At 37.8% G+C, this 14,522-nt stretch carries 17 protein-coding genes; all 17 read right to left on the bottom strand.

What is annotated here, in order from left to right; genetic code table 11:
- Nucleotides 1–50: 50 nt before the first annotated feature.
- On the bottom strand, nt 51–953 hold the full coding sequence (gene sucD, locus V7138_RS18745) for a succinate--CoA ligase subunit alpha (RefSeq protein ID WP_335400261.1): 903 nt from the start codon (nt 951–953) through the stop codon (nt 51–53).
- Nucleotides 954–971: 18 nt separating this feature from the next.
- Nucleotides 972–2,132: an ADP-forming succinate--CoA ligase subunit beta gene (gene sucC, locus V7138_RS18740; RefSeq protein WP_335400259.1), complete on the bottom strand. Its 1,161-nt coding sequence runs from the start codon at nt 2,130–2,132 to the stop codon at nt 972–974.
- Between the two features lie 301 nt (nt 2,133–2,433).
- On the bottom strand, nt 2,434–2,715 hold the full coding sequence (locus V7138_RS18735; protein WP_335400257.1) for an EscU/YscU/HrcU family type III secretion system export apparatus switch protein: 282 nt from the start codon (nt 2,713–2,715) through the stop codon (nt 2,434–2,436).
- A complete protein-coding gene (locus V7138_RS18730) occupies nt 2,712–3,308 on the bottom strand; it encodes a hypothetical protein (protein WP_335400255.1) in 597 nt (198 codons plus the stop codon). The genes V7138_RS18735 and V7138_RS18730 overlap by 4 nt, the downstream gene beginning before the upstream one ends.
- Nucleotides 3,305–4,084 (bottom strand): ribonuclease HII, encoded by a 780-nt coding sequence (locus V7138_RS18725; protein ID WP_335400252.1) that lies wholly within the window; start codon nt 4,082–4,084, stop codon nt 3,305–3,307. The genes V7138_RS18730 and V7138_RS18725 overlap by 4 nt, the downstream gene beginning before the upstream one ends.
- Nucleotides 4,085–4,165: 81 nt before the next feature.
- On the bottom strand, nt 4,166–5,008 hold the full coding sequence (ylqF, locus tag V7138_RS18720; protein WP_335400250.1) for a ribosome biogenesis GTPase YlqF: 843 nt from the start codon (nt 5,006–5,008) through the stop codon (nt 4,166–4,168).
- Nucleotides 5,009–5,048: 40 nt separating this feature from the next.
- Entirely contained in the window at nt 5,049–5,582 is a 534-nt protein-coding gene (gene lepB, locus V7138_RS18715) for a signal peptidase I (RefSeq protein ID WP_335400247.1), read from the bottom strand.
- Nucleotides 5,583–5,722: 140 nt separating this feature from the next.
- Nucleotides 5,723–6,067, bottom strand: coding sequence for a 50S ribosomal protein L19 (gene rplS / locus V7138_RS18710; RefSeq protein WP_057996892.1), 345 nt, complete (start codon nt 6,065–6,067; stop codon nt 5,723–5,725).
- Between the two features lie 138 nt (nt 6,068–6,205).
- Nucleotides 6,206–6,940 (bottom strand): tRNA (guanosine(37)-N1)-methyltransferase TrmD, encoded by a 735-nt coding sequence (gene trmD / locus V7138_RS18705; protein WP_335400246.1) that lies wholly within the window; start codon nt 6,938–6,940, stop codon nt 6,206–6,208.
- A 1-nt stretch (nt 6,941) separates the two neighbouring features.
- Complete coding sequence (rimM, locus tag V7138_RS18700; RefSeq protein ID WP_335400243.1) at nt 6,942–7,454, bottom strand: ribosome maturation factor RimM; 513 nt, start codon at nt 7,452–7,454, stop codon at nt 6,942–6,944.
- An 11-nt stretch (nt 7,455–7,465) separates the two neighbouring features.
- Nucleotides 7,466–7,852, bottom strand: a complete 387-nt coding sequence (locus tag V7138_RS18695) for a YlqD family protein (protein WP_335400240.1) — start codon at nt 7,850–7,852, stop codon at nt 7,466–7,468.
- A 102-nt stretch (nt 7,853–7,954) separates the two neighbouring features.
- Nucleotides 7,955–8,185, bottom strand: coding sequence for a KH domain-containing protein (locus V7138_RS18690; protein WP_335400238.1), 231 nt, complete (start codon nt 8,183–8,185; stop codon nt 7,955–7,957).
- Between the two features lie 14 nt (nt 8,186–8,199).
- Nucleotides 8,200–8,472, bottom strand: coding sequence for a 30S ribosomal protein S16 (gene rpsP, locus V7138_RS18685; protein WP_136378318.1), 273 nt, complete (start codon nt 8,470–8,472; stop codon nt 8,200–8,202).
- 149 nt (nt 8,473–8,621) lie between these two features.
- Nucleotides 8,622–9,962 carry a signal recognition particle protein gene (ffh, locus tag V7138_RS18680; protein WP_335400235.1) on the bottom strand — a complete coding sequence of 447 codons (1,341 nt, stop codon included), beginning with the start codon at nt 9,960–9,962 and terminating at the stop codon, nt 8,622–8,624.
- A gap of 12 nt (nt 9,963–9,974) precedes the next feature.
- The gene (locus tag V7138_RS18675) at nt 9,975–10,304 is read right to left on the bottom strand and encodes a putative DNA-binding protein (RefSeq protein ID WP_335400233.1); all 330 of its coding nucleotides are present in this window, start codon (nt 10,302–10,304) and stop codon (nt 9,975–9,977) included.
- 128 nt (nt 10,305–10,432) lie between these two features.
- A complete protein-coding gene (gene ftsY / locus V7138_RS18670) occupies nt 10,433–11,422 on the bottom strand; it encodes a signal recognition particle-docking protein FtsY (RefSeq protein ID WP_335400231.1) in 990 nt (329 codons plus the stop codon).
- Between the two features lie 17 nt (nt 11,423–11,439).
- A partial coding sequence (gene smc / locus V7138_RS18665; RefSeq protein ID WP_335400228.1) for a chromosome segregation protein SMC occupies nt 11,440–14,522 on the bottom strand: 3,083 nt, incomplete at its 5' end.

Raw genomic sequence — 14,522 nt, 5'->3', positions numbered from 1 at the left:
CATCAGAAAGAGACAGTTCCTTAAGAGAACTGCCTCTAATCAATATTTGATTAATGCGTTTTACACTTTTCGTATAATCCTTTTTCTTTAAGAACAGAAATTAACGTTTCGCCCATTACAGATGGCGTTTCAGCAACCTTAATTCCACATTCATTCATGATTTTGATTTTTTCAGCAGCTGTACCTTTTCCACCAGAAATAATCGCACCAGCATGGCCCATACGTTTTCCTGGAGGGGCAGTTTGTCCACCGATGAATCCAACAACTGGTTTTGTCATGTTTGCTTTAACCCACTCGGCAGCTTCTTCTTCAGCTGTTCCACCGATTTCACCAATCATGATAACGGCATATGTTTCTTCATCTTCGTTAAATGCTTTTAATACGTCGATGAAGTTTGTTCCGTTAACAGGGTCCCCACCAATACCTACAGCTGATGTTTGTCCAATTCCAGCTTGTGTTAATTGATGTACAGCCTCATATGTTAACGTTCCAGAACGTGAAACAACACCTACATGGCCTTTTTTATGAATATATCCAGGCATAATCCCAATTTTACACTCGTCAGCTGTGATAACACCAGGGCAGTTAGGACCGATTAAACGAGTCTTCTTACCTTCCATATAGCGCTTCACTTTAACCATGTCCAACACTGGAATATGCTCTGTAATACAGATTGCTAAATCCAATTCAGCATCAACTGCTTCCATTATTGCATCAGCAGCAAATGGAGCAGGAACATAAATGACAGAAGCTGTTGCGCCTGTTTGATCTACTGCTTCTTTTACAGTATTGAATACAGGAACACCTTCTACCTCAGTTCCACCCTTACCTGGTGAAGTTCCACCTACAATTTTAGTTCCATATTCAAGCATTTGTTTAGTATGGAAAAGGGCCGTAGCGCCTGTTATCCCCTGAACAATAACTTTTGTATCTTTATTAACAAAAACACCCATTTTTGTCCCCTGCCTTTCTTACCCAACTAGTGATACGATTTTTTGTGCACCGTCTGCCATTGATTCAGCAGCTGTAATGTTTAGACCAGATTCTTGTAAAATCTTTTTACCTAAATCTACATTTGTTCCTTCAAGACGTACTACTAGAGGAATTTCCAAGCCTACTTCTTTAGTTGCAGTTACAACACCTTCTGCAATAACATCACACTTCATAATTCCACCAAAAATATTTACAAAAATACCTTTAACGTTTTCATCAGAAAGAATGATTTTGAAAGCTTCAGTTACTTTCTCAGCTGTAGCACCGCCCCCAACATCAAGGAAGTTTGCGGGGTCTCCACCGTAGTGTTTAATGATGTCCATCGTTGACATCGCAAGACCTGCGCCATTTACCATACAGCCGATGTTTCCATCAAGAGAAATATAGCTTAAATCATATTTAGATGCTTCAATTTCCTTTGCATCTTCTTCATCTAAGTCACGATATTCTAATACGTCTTTTTGACGATATAATGCGTTAGAATCGAAGTTTAATTTTGCATCAAGAGCCATAACTTTACCATCGCCAGTTACAACTAACGGGTTGATTTCTGCAATTGAGCAGTCCTTTTCAACGAATGCAGTGTATAAAGCTGTCATGAATTTAACCGCTTGATTCACCAATTCTTTTGGAATATTAATATTAAATGCGATTCGACGAGCTTGGAATGGTAATAATCCAACAACTGGATCAATTTCTTCCTTAAAAATCTTTTCAGGTGTTTTTTCTGCTACCTCTTCGATTTCGGTACCACCTTCTTCAGATGCCATTAAAACAACACGTGAAGTTGCACGATCAAGAACAAGTCCAATATAATACTCTTTTTTAATATCACAGCCTTCTTCAATAAGAAGACGCTTTACTTCTTTACCTTCTGGACCTGTTTGGTGTGTTACAAGTGTTTTACCTAGGATTTCATTAGCGTATGTACGAACCTCATCAAGGTTTTTCGCTACTTTCACTCCGCCTGCTTTACCGCGACCCCCTGCATGAATTTGTGCCTTTACAACACAAACTTGGGATCCAAGTTCTTTTGCAGCTTCTACAGACTCATCAACTGTGAATGCTACCTTACCATTTGGAACAGCTACCCCATATTTTCTGAGGATCTCTTTCCCTTGATACTCATGGATATTCATTTCCCATCCTCCATTCTTATGTAAAAAAAGTAAAGAATTTTTTGTCAGTCCAAATGTTATTATACATTTTCTTCTTTAAACTTTCTATGACAATTATAATTTTTCAGAAAAATCCTACATGCATAGAAATGTACATCATTTTAGGATAGGGCTATTAGCCAAATCCTAATGATGCAAACTAGACAAAAATTAGACTGCGCTTTCATTTTATAACTGAAAATACTACTTGTCTACCATTTCGCATGAATTTGTTCTTTTTTCTGCTATTTACAAAAAATATTATATCAAAAAACTATCCATCTCACTTTTCGAGGCTCTTGTCCATTTTATAAATAAAAGCAAAGATTTCCGCTATTACCTGATACAATTCCTCGGGAATCCCCTGATTTAATCGAAGCTCCCCTAATAGTTCTACTAATGCGGTATCCTCCTGAATTGGAATTTCGTGAACCTCGGCCATCTCGATTATATTTTGAGCAACGATACCCTTACCCTTGGCAACAATCTTTGGTTCAGAATCAATTGTTGCATCATATGACAACGCAACAGCTTTCACTTCATTCGCTCGAGGTGATTTATTCATACCTTAACATCCACTCTTTCATAGCATCCTTCAAATCTTGTTTTCTCTAATTGTTTGTTTCTCTCAAGTAGGTTCACAATTTTAATCGATGAAAGCTGATACCCTTCATGCTCCAAATTGGTTTGAAGAGTAGTTTTTAGTTCTTCTACGAGTGCCCCAATTCCCTCTGTGTCATTATAGATAGCAATTGAAAGAATCCGATTTTGAACCTTCACATCAATTACCACCTCTCTTAAATACTTGAGTTCTAACGAAAAAAAAAGGTGACAAAAATCAGGATCAATTTTACCATTTTTCTTCCTTCCATCCATTTGAAGTGATACATGTTTAAAGGCTGGGTGTTGAAAGGTAATTTGTTGCTGGAGAAATTGGCTTGAGTCGTTCGTTGTTAATTCAACAGTATCCGTTTGATGCGAAAGACTGTGTTGGACTACATTTTCTCTTCTGTCTCCCTTTAATACCGGTAACAAGGTAGATAGGTTTGGAGTAGAATTATGAGTCTTTTGGTCACTTTGATTTACATTTGAAAGAGAGTGAAGCTTTTGAAAGGCTTCACTCTTCATTAATGCCTGAAGGATATGGATTTGTATCATTCTTTTACCCCTATTAACTCTCGTATTGGAGCAAATGAACGGCGATGTTCACTTGTCACACCATATTTTTTAAGGGCTTCTAGATGATATGCCGTTCCATATCCCATGTGATTTTCAAATCCGTATTGTGGATAGGCGTGACTTAAGCGTACCATGAGACGGTCTCTAGTTACTTTTGCAATGATAGAGCTTGCTGCAATGGACACACTGTTCGCATCCCCTTTAATAATAGACGTTTGCGGGATATTTACGGGTATTTCCATTGCGTCAACTAGAAGATGGTCTGGCTTGACAGACAAACCTAGTATCGCCTTTTTCATTGCCTGTTTTGTCGCTTGGTAAATATTAACATCATCAATTACATTTGCCTGGATGATGCCGATTCCGACAGAGATCGCACATTCATTTATTTGTTGAAACAGTTCTTCTCTTTTTTGTTCAGACAGTTTCTTTGAATCATTTAAGCCTGGCAAATAAGCATCTTGAGGCAAAATAACGGCTGCAGCTACTACTGGTCCAGCCAATGGCCCACGCCCGACTTCATCAACACCTGCAATATATGTAATGCCTTTATTATATAAAGCTTGTTCATATTGGCTCATTTCTTTGTATTGTTGCTCTAACGCCTTTTCTTCGTCCTTTTTCTTGTTCCAGCGTTGCAATAGTACCTGAACCCCTTTTCGGGTATCTAGTTCGCATTCTTTTAGAAATGAATCATTTTCATCACATATTGTGGAAAGTTTTTGTTCCACTTCTTTAATGGTTAGTTGTGCCATTTTTTCACCTTCACAATTTTGTTCTCTATATATTATATATCGACATTTCCGAAGAAAAATGAAGGCTCACATTTCGCCTTTCTAAGGTCTTTCAAATGTGAGCCTACCTAATTTTTCAGTTCGGATTTCTCGAATAATTAACTCAGCTGTTTTGTCGTAGTCGGTTACACCACCCGACATTCTGGTGCCTCGACGCTTTGCTATTTCATCAAAAAGAAGAACAATATCATCCGGTATTTCTTCAAGATTAAAACGGTCTTTTAACTGTTCAGGATAGTTTTCTTCTAAAAATCTTAAAGCATATACTGCGATATCTTGCAGGTTTAAGATTGTATCTTTAATCGCTCCAGTAGTTGCTAGTTTCAAACCTACTTCTTGGTCTTCAAATTTTGGCCATAAAATTCCGGGTGTATCAAGAAGTTCTAGTTCTTTACCAACCTTGATCCACTGCTGTGCCTTCGTTATACCGGGGCGATCGCCAGTTTGCGCGATGTTTTTCTTTGCTAAACGATTAATCAAAGTCGATTTCCCTACATTAGGAATCCCGACAATTAACGCACGGATTGCACGTGGTCGTATCCCTTTTGCGGCCATTTTGTCAAATTTATCTTTTAATATGACCCTTGCTTCACTCACAATTTGTTTCATACCATTTCCTGCTTGTGAATTGATAGCAAGAGCATGTACACCATTTTCTTTATAGTGGTCAATCCATTCCTTTGTTACTTTTGGATCGGCCATGTCTGCTTTGTTTAAAAGGAGAAGTCTCGGCTTATTTTTAATAATTTCATCAATCATTGGGTTTCGTGATGATGCAGGAATTCTAGCATCAACAAGTTCGAATACGATATCGATGAGTGAGAGTTTTTCTGTAACTTGTCTTCTCGCTTTTGCCATATGGCCCGGAAACCATTGAATTGTCATGTTTCTTCACCAACTTATATGGTTATAGTTTACTTTATGATTATTTTACAATACCAAAATCAGATAGTGGCCAGTAAATTAGGCTCGTTTCTCCTAATACTTCGTTTATAGGGACTGGGCCTATATGACGTGAGTCTTTACTATAGCGACGATTGTCCCCCATCACAAACAAATGTCCTTCTGGAACTTCCTCTAAAACAAATGGGTCTGTAAGTGGCCCATCAATTAAATTTTTCTTATATTCATCGAGATATGGTTCATCATACGCTTCTCCATTGATGTAGAGAATATCGTTTTTGTATTCAATTCGATCACCAGGTAATCCAATAATACGCTTAATGTAATCTTTTTCTACTGTTGCATGGAAGACAACGATATCGAAGCGTTCCGGTTTACCGACCTTATAACCAATTTTGTTAACAATCATACGGTCTTGGTGATGAAGAGTTGGCATCATTGATAGCCCATCTACTACAATCGGCGCAAAGAAGAAATAACGTATCACAGCCGCTAATATAACAGCAATGGCTAACGCCTTAATCCATTCCCAAAGTTCATTTTTTTGTTTGGCCATCATTGCTCCTCCACCTGTTCTTTTCTCATCTACCAAATAGCTTTTATCTAAATCATTATGTATTATTCTCTTATTATAATTATTACCTGCACAAATGTAAAAGGAGCTTGTTATTTTTATACAAGCTCCTTTCTTTTTTATTATCGAATTTCTTTAATACGTGCTTTTTTACCACGAAGTTCGCGTAAGTAGTATAATTTCGCACGGCGTACTTTACCACGGCGTACTACTTCAAGCTTCGCAATTTTTGGTGTATGCACTGGGAATGTACGTTCAACACCAACTCCGTAAGATACCTTACGAACAGTGAATGTTTCGCTAACTCCTCCACCACGACGCTTAATCACAACACCTTCGTAAACCTGAATACGTTCACGAGTACCCTCGATAACTTTCACGTGTACACGTACAGTATCTCCAGGACGGAATACAGGAAGGTCAGTTCTTAATTGTTCTTTTGTGATTTCTTCAATAATGTTTTGCATCGTCTTTTCAACTCCTTCCAACAGATGCTCTTACCAATATCTATTCATTGCAGCGGAACATCTTAATAAGACAACGGACAAAATGTCCTAAGTCACAAAGAGTATAATACCATAATCCTTGTGCTGTTGCAATAGCTACTATTCATCTAATTTAAATTCTTCGAGCCATTTTTCTTGCTTTGGTGATAGCTTATATTTTTCTAGTAAATCTGGTCTTCTTTTATAGGTTCGACGAAGGGATTCTTTTTCCCGCCATTCTTCAATATTCATATGATTTCCCGATAATAACACATCCGGGACTGACATCCCTCTAAAATTAGCTGGCCTTGTGTAGTGGGGATGTTCCAATAACCCAGTACTATGTGAGTCAAGTACAGGCGAATCTTCATTTCCTAAAACGCCTGGCAAAAGTCGTACAACACTATCAGAGATAACCATTGCAGCAAGCTCCCCACCAGTTAAAACGAAATCGCCAATTGAAATTTCTTCTGTACTTAAATGTTCACGAATTCTTTCGTCATAGCCCTCATAGTGTCCACAAATAAAAATGAGGTGTTCTTCCTTTGATAGTTCTTCCGCTTTATGCTGGGTAAACCTTTCACCCTGAGGACATAGAAGAACCACCTTTGGCTCGGACTCCGTTTGTTTCGTTAAATCCTCAACTGCATCAAAGATCGGCTGTGGCATTAATACCATTCCAGCTCCGCCACCATATGGATAATCATCCACCTTTTGATGCTTGTTATTCGCATACTCACGGAAATTCACCACTCGAAACGAAACCTTTTCTTTTTCTTGAGCCTTTTTTAGAATGGATTCACCTAATACTCCATGAAACATGTCAGGAAACAAGGTTAAAATATCAATTTTCATATTAAATTAATCCTTCCATAAGGTGAATGGTAATTCTTTTTTCCTGAGTATCAATTTCCCTCACAATATCATCAATATAAGGAATTAATATTTCTTTGCCTTTTGCACCCTTTACAACCCAAACATCGTTCGCTCCGGGTGTTAAAATCTCTTTGATTGTTCCCAGCTCTTCGCCTTCCTCTGTTACAACCTGACAACCGATAATTTCATGGAAGTAATATTCTCCGTCTTCCAATTCACCGAGTTGACTTTCATGAACTTTAACAAGTGAGCCTTTAAAACGCTCAACATCATTTACATTGTCATATCCTTCAAAGGAAACTAAATCAAAGTTTTTATGTGTACGATATGATTGGACTTTTACTTCAATTGGTTCTTTATCTTCCATAAAAATAGAGAGTGTATTGCCTATCCTATATCGTTCCTCAGGAAAGTCCGTTCTTGAGATAATACGAACTTCACCTTTGATTCCATGTGTATTTACAATCTTTCCAACGTTATACCATTTGTCCATTTCTTTCACCCCTAACGAATTTCTACAACGATCCCTTCTCTAATTACGATTGTTCGTGAAGTTGTTGCTTCATCCCAGTTGTCGCCTACGTGTATGTCAATAATAGATTGGATTTCTCTTTCTTTAATTTCACTGCCTAATGGTAGCATATGTATTTGTTCGATTTGAAACTCGAGTTGTTTAATTTTTTCCTGCCTGAGGTCAATTTCATTTGTAAAAAGGAGTTTAATTTTAACAGGATCGAATTTTTTTAGTTTTTCCATCTTTTTACGTTCAAATTGAAGTTGATCGCACTCTTTAAGAAGTTGGTCTTTAGTTGTTTGCAAGGAACCCATGAGATTTGTTTTACTACTTTCAGTTAAAATTTGTTTTACTTCAACTGTCTGGATGATTTTCACACACTATACACCCCTTACAATTCATTCAAAAGACTTATCCTTAAGTGTTAAAGATTAATACAGAAAAAAGGGGGAGGTTGCCCTCTCCCTTTTTTCTAATGATCACTCGTTAATTTCTAGATGAATTCGTTTATTATGGCCTGTTCCTGCTGCATAGACAACAGTTCGAATCGCCTTAATGACACGGCCTTGTTTCCCGATAACTTTACCCATATCTTCTTTATTTACTGTTAGTAAATACGTGATATTACGGTCGTCGGAAGTCTCGCTTACTTCGACTTCCTCAGGATGATCAACAAGCGGCTGTACGATTGTTTTAATTAACTCTTTCATCTGTAAGTTACCCATTACTTCCCGTTTTTAACGTTATGGAATTTCTCCATAATACCTTGTTTTGAGAACAGGTTACGAACAGTATCAGATGGTTTTGCACCATTTTGTAACCATTTTAATGCTAACTCTTCGTCAATTTTAACCTCTGCAGGTTGAACAACTGGATTATAAGTTCCAAGAGTTTCAATTTGACGTCCATCACGTGGTGAACGAGAATCAGCTACTACAATACGATAGAAAGGAGATTTTTTTGCTCCCATACGCTTTAAACGAATTTTTACTGCCATTTTATAAAGCACCTCCGAAAATATTTCAACAAGATATAATATTAACTGTTCCACATCTGTTTGTAAAGTGTTTTTTCTTTACATCTGTGAAATGGTTATTATTACTACATTTCTGCAAGAAAAAGCAATGCCTTTTCTTGAGTTTTCGCCTACATAAAAGGAAACTTAAGTCCTTTTTTCTTACCTTTTGTCATGTTTGTCATTTGCTTCATCATTTTCTTCATGTCTTCAAATTGCTTTAATAAACGGTTTACTTCTTGGACGGTTCGACCGCTTCCTTTTGCAATTCGCTTTTTGCGACTTGAATTGATGATTTCAGGTTGTTCTCTTTCAACTTTTGTCATTGAACGAATAATCGCCTCAACATGGCCGATTTGCTTATCATCAACCTGAACATTCTTGAGACCCTTCATTTTGTTCGCACCTGGTAGCATACCAAGGATCTCATCAAGAGGACCCATTTTACGCACCTGTGCTAACTGATCTAGGAAATCATCCAATGTGAAAGACATTGACTTGAATTTCTTTTCCAGCTCTTTTGCTTTATCCTCATCAACAGAAGCCTGCGCTTTTTCGATGAGTGAGAGAACATCGCCCATCCCTAAAATACGTGAAGCCATACGCTCAGGATGAAATGGTTCAATCGCATCTAGCTTTTCACCAAGACCAACAAATTTAATTGGTGTATTTGTAACAGCCTTAACGGATAATGCTGCACCCCCACGGGTATCTCCATCAAGCTTTGTTAACACAACACCTGTTAAACCTAATAAGTCATTAAAACTTTGTGCCACATTGACTGCATCCTGTCCTGTCATCGCATCTACAACAAGGAAAATCTCGTCAGGCTGTGCAACTTCTTTGACTTGCTTTAGCTCGTCCATCAGTTCTTCATCGATATGCAAACGACCGGCTGTATCAATTAATACATAGTCGTTATGCTCCTCTTTTGCCTTTTCGATTGCTTGCTTTGCAATTTCAACAGGACTGATTTTATCTCCAAGGGAAAAGACCGGCATATTTAGCTGTTTTCCTAAGGTTTGCAATTGGTCAATCGCAGCTGGTCGATAAATATCAGCAGCCACAAGAAGTGGTTTACGATTATGTTTTTTTCGTAATAGATTTGCAAGCTTACCAGTAGTGGTTGTTTTACCTGCACCTTGTAAACCGACCATCATAATGACAGTTGGCGGTCGTTTGGCAACCGCAATTTTACTTTGCTCGCCACCCATTAATGCAGTAAGTTCCTCCTGAACAACTTTAATGACTTGCTGTCCTGGAGTTAAGCTCTTCATTACTTCTTGACCAACAGCTCTTTCACTAACACGTTTTACAAAATCCTTGACAACTTTGAAGTTTACGTCTGCTTCAAGTAAGGCAAGACGTACCTCACGCATCATTTCCTTTACATCGGATTCTGATACTTTTCCTTTACCGCGAATTTTCTGTAGAGTTCCTTGCAGTCGGTCGGCTAATCCTTCAAATGCCATTCTTGCCGCCCCCTATTCTAATTTCTCAAGCAACTGTATCACATTTTGAAGCTCTGCGCTATCATCACGTTGATGTGAAAGTCGTTTTAGCTCGTCAATCAGTTTTCTGCGCTCTTGAAATTTCTGAAATAGTAACAGTTTTTCCTCATACTCTTCAAGCATTGTCTCTGTTCGTTTGATATTGTCATAGACCGCTTGACGACTAATCTCATATTCCTCTGCTATTTCACCAAGGGAAAAGTCATCTAGGTAATATAAAGACATATAGTTTCTTTGCTTAGGTGTTAACAACGATTGATAAAAATCATAGAGATAATTCATTCTCGTTGTTTTTTCAAGCATTAGTATCTCCCCCTTGTTAAGTGAAATACCTTTACAAGTCAATAGTTTACCTACTTTACAATTGGTTGTCAAGTCATTTTACTTTACTAAAAAAAGAGCCTGTCTTTAAGGCTCTTTTATACTACATTTTATTCTTCTGTTTTCTCAACTAGATCTGCGAATAATCCGTAGACGTAGTTTTGTGCATCGAATTCTTGGAGGTCATCGACTTTTTCTCCTAAACCAACCAGTTTAACAGGAATGTTTAGTTCATTTCGAATCGCTAGGACAATGCCCCCCTTTGCAGTTCCGTCTAATTTTGTTAACACAATACCTGTTACATTTGTTGCTGCAGAGAATGTTTTCGCTTGTGTTAAAGCATTTTGTCCAGTTGTCGCATCAAGAACGAGTAACACTTCATGTGGAGCACCTGGTAATTCGCGTTCGATGACACGTTTTACCTTTTCAAGCTCTTTCATTAAGTTTACTTTGTTTTGAAGTCGTCCTGCCGTATCACATATTAAGACATCAACATGTCGAGATTTAGCCGCTTGAACCGCATCATACATTACTGCTGCTGGATCTGACCCTTCTGATTGTTTAATAACATCCACACCGACACGTTCGCCCCAAACTTCAAGTTGTTGGATTGCACCGGCACGGAAAGTATCTCCTGCGGCTAGGAGGACTGATTTCCCTTCATTTTTTAAGCGATTGGCAATTTTTCCAATTGATGTTGTTTTACCAACACCATTGACACCAACCACTAAAATGACGGTAAGTCCTTCATCTTGAATATTTAGCTTTGGTGATTTTTCCTCACCGCCTTGGTATATTTCAACGAGTTTCTCAGAAATAACACCTTGAACCTCTTTTGTGTCCTGAATGTTTCTTTTCTTAACTTCCATCTTTAATTCATCAATTAATTCCATAACTGTTGAAACGCCGACGTCCGCTGCAATTAAAATTTCTTCAAGTTCTTCAAAAAAGTCCTCATCAACCTTTCGATAACGAGCAACTAAATCATTTACTCGTTCAGAAAAGGAATTACGAGTTTTAGATAAACCATCCTTAAATTTTTCTGTAACTGTGTCAGCCTGATTTGTAATCTTTTCTTTTAATTTCTTAAAAAAACTCATGTCAATCCCCTTTCAATCTAGTTTTGGGTAACCAATTCCTTCGTTTCTTCAAGACGAACGGAAACAAGTTTTGAAACGCCTGATTCCTGCATGGTCACACCATATAACACATCTGCCTCTTCCATTGTCCCTTTTCGATGGGTAATCACGATAAATTGAGTTTCTTTACTATATTTCTTTAAATATTGTGCAAATCGGAATACATTTGCTTCATCAAGCGCTGCCTCAACCTCATCCAATACACAAAATGGAACAGGACGAACTTTAAGGATTGAAAATAACAACGCAATCGCTGTCAATGCCCTTTCTCCACCGGATAATAGGCCTAAGTTTTGCAGTTTTTTTCCTGGTGGCTGGGCCACAATTTCTACACCTGTATTTAAAAGGTCATTTGGATCTGTTAGACGAAGATCGGCTCGTCCACCACCAAACAAGGCTTGAAAGACTGTCTCAAAATGGGAGCGAATATTTGTAAAAGTAGATTCGAATCTCTTTTTCATTTCATCATCCATTTCATCGATTACCTGGAACAATGTATCTTTCGCTTCCTGCAAGTCATTTTGCTGTTCAGTCAAGAAGGTATATCGCTCAGAAACCCTGTCATACTCATCAATCGCGCCAAGGTTCACCGTTCCAAGCTCTTCAATTGCAAGCTTTATTAGTTTTACCTTCTTTCTTGCTTCAGAAACTTCAATTTGAAGTGGAAATTGTTCCTTTGCAGCTTCATAGGTTAATAAATACTCCTCACGAAGATGTGTTAAACAATTTTCTAATTCAACATCCAAGCGATTCACCTTTACTTCTTCATCCTGTAAGATATCAACAAGCTGCTTGTATTGACGTTTTGATTCCTTTAACTCTCGTTCAATATCTTCAAGGGTTGTTTGTAGTTTTAGGCGATGCTCGCGTTTATTGCTGATCATCTGAATAGTTTCATTTTTATCTTTGGATTTTTGTTTTGCCGATTCTTCTAGCTCTCTTTCTCCAGAGTTACTTGAAGTCATTTCGTTATCAAGCAACGCTAAATCCTCTTTTAAATCAGTCAGCCTAGCAAACCCTTCACTCACTTCTTCTTCGATCCGATCCACTTTCTCTTGTTGATGTTCAAGCGCTTGTTTTTTCCTTGCTAAAATCACCTTCTGATCGGTAATTTCTGTTTGTACCGTTTCACGTGAGGTCTGTTGGACAGATTTTTGGGAATTGAGCTGGCTGATTGTCTTGTCTAATGTATGAAGCTCTTCTTCAAGAGCAGATAATTCAGATGTGAGCTCGTCTAAACGAGCAGTCATTCTTTCCTTATCTTCTTGATATTGTTTCTTCTCGTCATCATATAATTCTAAATGCTCATTCACATTTTGCTCTTTTACAGAAACTTCACGGTATTCACCTTTAACAGTTTGCTCTTTTAATCGCAAGGATTCACCTGCTTGTCGCAGACTTTCAAGCCTAACTTCTTGTTCCGCTATTTGCTTTTTCTTATCCTTGACTGTTTTTTCGAGTTCAGCCGTTTTCGCTTCCATTTCTGCAAGCTTTTCAGTTATGGTCTCGAGTTCTCGGCCACGGCTAAGTAGAGAATTTGATTTCTGCTTAACTGCCCCCCCTGTCATCGAACCGCCTGGATTGACAACATCACCTTCAAGGGTAACAACTCGATACCTATGCCCCACAAGCGAAGCAAGTTCATTCGCACCTTTTAAATCTGTTGTAATCAAGATTGTTCCCAAGAGATTTGCGATAACAGAGTGAAATCTTTCTTCATAGGTAACTAATTCAGAAGCTACACCAATGAATGCTGGATGCCCCTTGATTGCAACAAGTTGTGTTGCTGAAATCGAGCGTTCCTTAATCACATTCATAGGTAAAAATGTCGCTCTGCCGTATGAATTTTTCTTTAAATACTGGATAGCTGTTCTAGCATTTTTTTCATTATCTACGACAATATGCTGTGTTGCAGCACCCAATGCAATTTCAATAGCCGTTTCATAATCCTTTGGAACATGAATGAGCTCTGCAATGGCTCCTTCAATCCCTTGTAACTGATCATTTCTTGCTTTTAAAACTTCCTTAACACCTTGGAAGAAACCGGAATAATCATCCTGCATTTCTTCGAGCATTTCTTTCCTTGATTTCGTTTGCTGTAAGTATTGATATGCCTGATAAAGCATACTCTCTTGCTTCTGATAGTTTTTCTTATTATTTTCTAGTTTTGCTTGTAAGTCTCTAAAAGAAACAATTTGATGATTAATTTCTTGTTCAATAACGGAAAGCTTTGTTTGGAGTCGTACTTTTTCATCAAGAATTTCCTTGCGCTCTGTTAAATATTTTTGATTTGATTCATCTAGACGATTGACTTTCGCTTCTTGTTGCGAAAGTTGCTCCTTAATATAACCCACTTCGTTTCGATACGAGGCCTGCTTATTGAGCAACTCAAAATAATCACTTTTTAAGTTCTCAATTTTCTCTTCGATGTTTTGATCATACGAAGCAAGTAAAGTTTGTTTTTCCTTTAATTGTTGTTCAAGTTCATCAACTTCTTCACTTAACCTTGATAGTTCAAGTTGTTCCTTTTGTTTTCTTTCGGTTAAGCTCTCCAGCTTATGCGATAATTCTAGAATTGAATTTTCAAGCTGACCTTTATTTTGCGTCGCATTTTTTTTGCGTTCTTTTAAAACTTCTTTTCGCCCTTCCAGTTTTTCAAGTTCCTCACTGGTCCGTAAAAGAAGTTGTTGAAGTTCATGTATTGAAGAATCGGTCGCCTCGATTTCAGTTCTTAGCTCCTCAATTTTCGCTTCCTTACTTTGAAGTTTTGTGTTTAAAGCTAATTCCTGTTCTTTATGCTCTTCAACAAGCTTTGATAGCTTTTCCCACTTTTCGTGAAGATCCTCAATTTCATACACGGTTAAGCCAACTTCAATGGTTTCTAGCTCTTCTTTTTTCTCAAGATAGTCTTGCGCAATGGAAGACTGAATTTGCAATGGTTCAATTTGCGATTCAAGCTCATGAATAATGTCGTTGACCCGATTTAAATTTTCCTGAGTTTCAGCAAGCTTATATTCTGCTTTCTTTTTACGGGTTTTATATTTTAAAACCCCTGCCGCCT

It is taken from the genome of Bacillus sp. JJ1533 (assembly GCF_036965045.1).
Lineage (GTDB): Bacteria > Bacillota > Bacilli > Bacillales > Bacillaceae_L > Ferdinandcohnia.
The sequence above is the reverse complement of the archived record's forward strand: the minus strand, read 5'-3'. Positions and strand labels throughout refer to the sequence as shown.